This is a genomic window from Actinomadura sp. 7K507 (genome assembly GCF_004348425.1).
Lineage (GTDB): Bacteria > Actinomycetota > Actinomycetes > Streptosporangiales > Streptosporangiaceae > Spirillospora.
On record NZ_SMKK01000381.1, the window covers coordinates 1 to 5439 of the forward strand.

The 5439-nt window shown below is 73.6% G+C and carries 6 protein-coding genes; 2 read left to right on the forward strand and 4 right to left on the reverse strand.

The window, feature by feature from the left end:
- Positions 1–317: 317 nt before the first annotated feature.
- On the forward strand, positions 318–641 hold the full coding sequence (locus E1285_RS42800; protein WP_347814129.1) for a YchJ family metal-binding protein: 324 nt from the start codon (positions 318–320) through the stop codon (positions 639–641).
- Here E1285_RS42800 and E1285_RS42805 read toward each other — a convergent pair.
- Complete coding sequence (locus E1285_RS42805) at positions 617–1786, reverse strand: MFS transporter (protein WP_132160639.1); 1170 nt, start codon at positions 1784–1786, stop codon at positions 617–619. The two genes, E1285_RS42800 and E1285_RS42805, sit on opposite strands and share 25 nt — an antisense overlap.
- A gap of 60 nt (positions 1787–1846) precedes the next feature.
- On the opposite strand from E1285_RS42805, the gene E1285_RS42810 reads away from it, so the two are divergent.
- Positions 1847–3022 carry an ROK family transcriptional regulator gene (locus tag E1285_RS42810; protein WP_132160640.1) on the forward strand — a complete coding sequence of 392 codons (1176 nt, stop codon included), beginning with the start codon at positions 1847–1849 and terminating at the stop codon, positions 3020–3022.
- On the opposite strand, the gene E1285_RS42815 is transcribed toward E1285_RS42810, so the two are convergent.
- The 3 genes from E1285_RS42815 to E1285_RS42825 form a co-directional block, all read right to left on the reverse strand.
- Positions 3013–3420: a cupin domain-containing protein gene (locus E1285_RS42815; protein ID WP_132160641.1), complete on the reverse strand. Its 408-nt coding sequence runs from the start codon at positions 3418–3420 to the stop codon at positions 3013–3015. The two genes, E1285_RS42810 and E1285_RS42815, sit on opposite strands and share 10 nt — an antisense overlap.
- Positions 3420–4247: a phosphoenolpyruvate hydrolase family protein gene (locus tag E1285_RS42820; protein ID WP_347814130.1), complete on the reverse strand. Its 828-nt coding sequence runs from the start codon at positions 4245–4247 to the stop codon at positions 3420–3422. The genes E1285_RS42815 and E1285_RS42820 overlap by 1 nt, the downstream gene beginning before the upstream one ends.
- Positions 4238–5439: Tm-1-like ATP-binding domain-containing protein (locus E1285_RS42825; RefSeq protein ID WP_207947237.1), on the reverse strand; the 1202-nt coding region annotated here is incomplete at its 5' end. The genes E1285_RS42820 and E1285_RS42825, both read right to left, overlap by 10 nt.

Here is a 5439-nt window from a genome sequence, read left to right on the forward strand (position 1 = left end):
CGGGGGTGATGGAGGGGAGCGGGGCATGGGAGCTCCATCTGACAGGAAACTTTCCTATCAACTAATTGGAACGGTAACCCCGCTCCCGATATCGGGCAAGACCAGGCACCGGTGACCGATTCGCACGCCCGGCGACCAGCGCAGGCCGGGAACCGAACCACCGGAAGGGAGCGAGAAGATTGTCAATATTCACGGCTCGGCCGGAGCGTCGCTGGCAGTTTCCGACCAGGTGCGCGGCCGCGGCGAGGCAGAATCGGGGCGTGGCTAAGAAGTGTCCTTGCGGTGCCGGCGCACGGTACCGGGATTGTTGCGGACGGTTGCATCGGGGCGAGGCGCGGGCGGAGACCGCCGGGGAGTTGATGCGGTCGCGGTTCAGCGCCTTCGCGGAGCGGGACGAGGCGTATCTGCTGGAGAGCTGGCACCCCGCGACGCGCCCGGAGCGGATCGGTCTCGACGCGGGCACGCGGTGGGTGCGTCTGGAGATCGTCCGGGAGGAGAACGGCGGGCCCGAGGACGACAAGGGCACGGTGGAGTTCCGCGCCCATTACTTGGAAGGCTCGACGCCCGGGGAACTGCACGAGGTCAGCCGGTTCGTCCGGCATGACGGCGACTGGGTCTACGTCCGGGGCAAGGTGAGCTGACCTCCGGTTCTGAGGCGCCATCCGCAGCGGACGAGAAGGATCAGCAGCAGCGCGGGGGCGACGAAGACGGCGGCGCGCAGGGTGGTGAGGTCGGCGAGCGTCCCCAGGGCGAGCGGCGCGACGCCGATCGCCACACCGGACGCGAGCGCGCAGCGGGCGGCGGCCCGGACGGGCTGGGACGGCCACGCGGCGAGCGCCTGCGCCAGGATGACCGGGTAGAGGAGCGCGACGCCGAGCCCGACCACCAGCAGCCCGGCGACCGCGAGCGGGGCGGGTGCCGCCCACAGGATCGCGAACCCGGCGACCCCGACGCCCGTCGCCGCGGCGAGCAGCCGGTCGGCCCCTCCCGCCGCCCGGACGACCGGCCCGGACACCGTCCGTCCCACCGCCATGCCCAGCAGGAACGCCGCCGAGAACGTCGTCGCGGAGCCGGAGCCGAGGTCCTTGACCGACCGGAGGAAGTCGGCCGCCCAGAACACCATGCAGAACTCGACGCCGACGGCGAGCACGAGGTCGAACCACCGGCTGACGAAGGTGCGCGGGGTCCGCTCCCCTGGGGCCGGCGCGGCGTCCTCGCTGATCACGGGCGCCACGGCCCGACGGGTGAGCAGCAGGACGGCGGCCAGCGCCAGCGGCGGCACGGCGAACGCGAACCGCCACCCGAGCCCCTGGGCGAGCGCGGCGCCGATGAGCACCGGGGACAGGACGGACGCGGTGCTCGCGACCGCGTTCGCCTCCCCGATGGGGACCGCTCCGTCCCCGCCGTGCAGGGCGCGCAGCCCGGCCGGGATGAGCTGGACGAGTCCGGCGCCGCCGAGCCCGAGGACCAGCGCGCCGATCCCGGTCCCGAGCCGCCCGCCGGCGACGGCGATGATCGCGGCGCCGCCGACCAGTGCGACCAGGGCCGAGGGCAGCGCGAGCGGTCCGAGCCGCCGCGCGAGCCGGTGCCCGATGAGGCCGACGACGACGAGCCCGAGCGCGAACGCCGACGGGTAGAGCGCGACCTCGGCGCGCGGGAGCCCGCGCTCCTCGCGCAGTTCCGGGAGGATCGCGCCGAGCGCCGTCAGCATGTAGCCGAGGCAGCCGAACGTCAGGTACAGCCCGAAGGTCGAGGACGTCCGCCGCAGGACCGCCGCATCGCTCATGACCACCCCCAGTATTATGCTCGTGCAACGAGGATAATCCGGACCGGCCAAGATGTCACCATGCAGCCGAAGACCGCGCACTCGGCACGGGCCCTGCGCAGCCAGGGCGCGCTGGCGGTGCTCCGCCACGTCCACGCGCACCCGTCCGCGACCCGGGCGGACGCCGCCCGCGCGCTCGGGCTGAGCAGCGGCTCCGCCACCGAGATCACGAGCCGGCTCAAGGCGGCACGGCTGGCCGAGGAGACCGCACCGCCCCGCACCGGCGGGCGCGGCCGCCCCTCCCCCGCGCTCACCGCGCACCCCGACGGCCCGCTGGGCTGCGTCGTCGACATCGGCCACGAGGAGTGGCGCGTCGCCTGCGTGGAACTCGGCGGCCGCGTCATCACCGAGGACACCGGCCGCCACTCCGGCTCCTCCCGCCTGGTCGGGACGCTCGCCGCGCACGTGGCCGCGCTGCACGCCCACTACGGCCGCCGCGTCCGCGCGGTGTCGGTCTGCGCCGCGGGCACGGTCAGCCGGACGACGATCGTCCAGGCGTCCGGCCTGGGCTGGCGCGACGTCGACCTCGGTCCGCTCACGCCGCCCGGCATCCCGCTCCTCGTCGGCAACAACGCCACACTCGCCGGGCTCGCCGACGCCAGGCGCGGCGCGGGGGCGGCCGCGCGGGCCGTCCTGCACCTGACGGTCGAGGTCGGCGTCGGCGGCATCCTCGTCGTGGACGGACGCCCGGTGGACGGCGCGACCGGCGCGGGCGGCGAGTTCGGCCACATGCCGTTCGGCGACCCCGCCCTCGAATGCCCGTGCGGCGCCCGCGGCTGCTGGGACCTGGAGATCGACGGGCGCGCCATGGCCCGCGCGCTCGACCGCCCCCCGCCCCCGGACCCGCGCACGGCCGCCGGTGAGATCATCGCGTCCGCGCCGTCCGACCCCGCGGCCCGGGACGCCGTCGCACGCGCCGCCCACGCGCTCGGACGGGGTATGGGCGCCCTGGTCAACGGCCTGGACCCGGACGTCGTCACCCTCTCCGGCCTGGCCCTCGACCTGGCGGCGACCGCACCCGCGCCCTTGGAGGAGGGCTACACCTCAGCCCTGATGCGCTACCGCCGGGCCGCGCCTCCGCCCGTCCTGCCGTCGCCGCTCGGCCCGCAGGGCCCGCTCATCGGCGCCGCCGACGCCGCCTTCGACGTCCTGCTCACCGAAGAGGGCCTGGACGCCTGGTCCCGCGCTCAGGCCTGACGCCATTCCGGTACCGCGCCGGGCTGATGCAGGCAGAAGTCCGGTGCGCCCTCCAGAGCCTTCTCCTCGCCGCCCGGCGTGTAGGTGACGATCAGCCGCAGCGGACGCCACGTCGTGTTGAACGTCGAGTGCCAGACGCCCTTCGGGATGTGCACGGCGTCGCCCTCGCCGATCGGGAACGGCTCGCCGTCGTCCACCATCTGCGTCGCCTCACCGGAGATCACGTAGATGACCTCCTCGGCGCCCGGATGGTTGTGCCGCGCGTGCCCCTTGCCCGGGTTGACGATGACCTCGCCCAGCGTGCTGCTCGCACCGGGCACGGCCGACGGCGTGACGAACCACTTGATCGAGCCCCAGTCGAAGGCCATCGTCGTGACGTCACCGGGATTGACGAGCATCAGATCTCCAGGTTCTTGAAGGCGGCCACCTGCTGCGTGATGGCCTTCTCGGTCGGCAGGCGTTCGACCGAGGAGGCCCCGAAGAAGCCCACGACGCCCTCGGTCCGCGAGAGCACGTAGGCGGCGTCGTCCGGTTCGGCGATCGGGCCGCCGTGGCAGAGCACCAGGACGCCGGGACGTACGGCGGCCGCGGCGTCCCGCATGGCCTGCACCCGCTCGACCGCCTCGTCCAGCGTCAACGACGTGCCCGCGCCGATGCTGCCCTTGGTGGTGAGCCCGACGTGCGGGACGAGGACGTCCGCGCCCGCCTCCGCCATCGCCCGCGCCTGATCCTCGTCGAAGACGTAGGGGGCGGTGACGAGGTCGCGCTCGTGCGCGAGCCGCACCATCTCGACCTCCAGGTCGTACCCCATGCCGGTCTCTTCGAGGTTCTGCCTGAACACCCCGTCGTAGAGCCCGACCGTCGGGAAGTTCTGCACGCCCGCGAACCCCATCGCCTTGAGCTGGTCGAGGAAGACGGGCATCATCCGGAACGGGTCGGTGCCGCACACGCCCGCCAGCACTGCCGTGTCCTTCACGACGGGCAGCACCTCGGACGCCATCTCCACCACGATCTGGTTCGCGTCCCCGTACGGGAGCAGCCCGGCCAGCGACCCGCGTCCCGCCATCCGGTAGCGGCCGGAGTTGTAGATGATGATCAGGTCGACACCGCCCGCCTCCGCGCACTTGGCGGACAGCCCGGTGCCCGCGCCCGCACCGATGACGGGCTTTCCCTGCCCGACGGCGGCCCGCAGCCGCTCCAGAACGGTCGCCCGTTTCACTGCGATCCCCCCGAGATCATCTGGTGCAGCCGGTCGGCCATCGCGCGGCCGAACACCGGATCGTTGATGTTCACGTCGACCTTCTCCGTCTCCACCGCACCCTCCAACTCCGCGAAGCACGCCTCGTCCGCCACCGGGTCATGGAACTGCATCCCCGGCGCGTCGAGCGCCGACACGCCACCGAGCGGGACGAACAGCACGGTCGGCCCGGTCGCCTCCGCCAGCTTCGCCGCGACCCTGCGCCCCAGCTCCGCCATCTCCTCCGGCGTCGTCCGCATCAGCGTCACGGTCGGGTTGTGGACGTAGAGGTTGCGCCCCTCGAACCGCTCGGGGACGGTCTCGCGCGGCCCGAAGTTGACCATGTCCAGCGCCCCGGGCGCCACGACCTGCGGCACCCCGTGCCGTCCCGCCGCCGTAAGCCGCTCGGGCCCGGCCGACAGGACACCGCCGACCAGATCGTCCGCCAGCTCGGTCGTGGTCAGATCCAGCACCCCCGCCAGGAGCCCGCTCTCCACGAGCCCTTCCATCGCCCGTCCCCCGGCCCCGGTCGCGTGAAATACCAGGACCTCGTAGCCCAGCTCGTCCAGCCGCTCGCGCGCCGCGTCCACCGCCGGCGTCGTCACCCCGAACATCGAGGCCGCGACCACGGGCCGCTCGTCCACCGAAGGCGCCGCCCGAGCCTCGGCATACGCCTTCGCCATCCCGGCCGCCGCAGCCGCCGCGTTCCCGAGCACCAGCCGCGTCACCCGGTTGACGCCAGCGATGTCCGCGACGCTGTACATCATCGTCACGTCCTTGGCGCCCACGTAAGGCGCCACGTCCCCCGCCGCCATCGTGGAAACGATGAGTTTCGGCAGCCCGATCGGCAGGTCCCGCACGGCCCGCGCCGCGATCGACGACCCGCCGCTCCCCCCGACCGCGAGCACGGCGTCCACCCGCTCCAGCCCGGCGAGCACGGCCGCCGCACCCTCCCCCATCGCGCTGACGGCCGCGCCCCGGTCTCCGGCGTCCCGCAACGCGTCCAGCGAGGCACCCGCGGCCTCCGCGACCCGCTCAGCGCCTACATCGGCCTCCACCTCGGACGCCCCGACCCCGACGTCCACGAGGACCACATCGCAGCCCAACTCCCGAACCCGCTCACGGAGCCACACATACTCGGCCCCCTTGGTATCCAGCGTCCCCACCAACACCACAGTCG

Bases quoted from the DNA above. Each gene is read 5' to 3' on its own strand.
- E1285_RS42805 (WP_132160639.1), bottom strand. From the start codon at position 1,786: ATGAGCGATGCGGCGGTCCTGCGGCGGACGTCCTCGACCTTCGGGCTG.
- E1285_RS42810 (WP_132160640.1), top strand. From the start codon at position 1,847: ATGCAGCCGAAGACCGCGCACTCGGCACGGGCCCTGCGCAGCCAGGGC.
- E1285_RS42815 (WP_132160641.1), bottom strand. From the start codon at position 3,420: ATGCTCGTCAATCCCGGTGACGTCACGACGATGGCCTTCGACTGGGGC.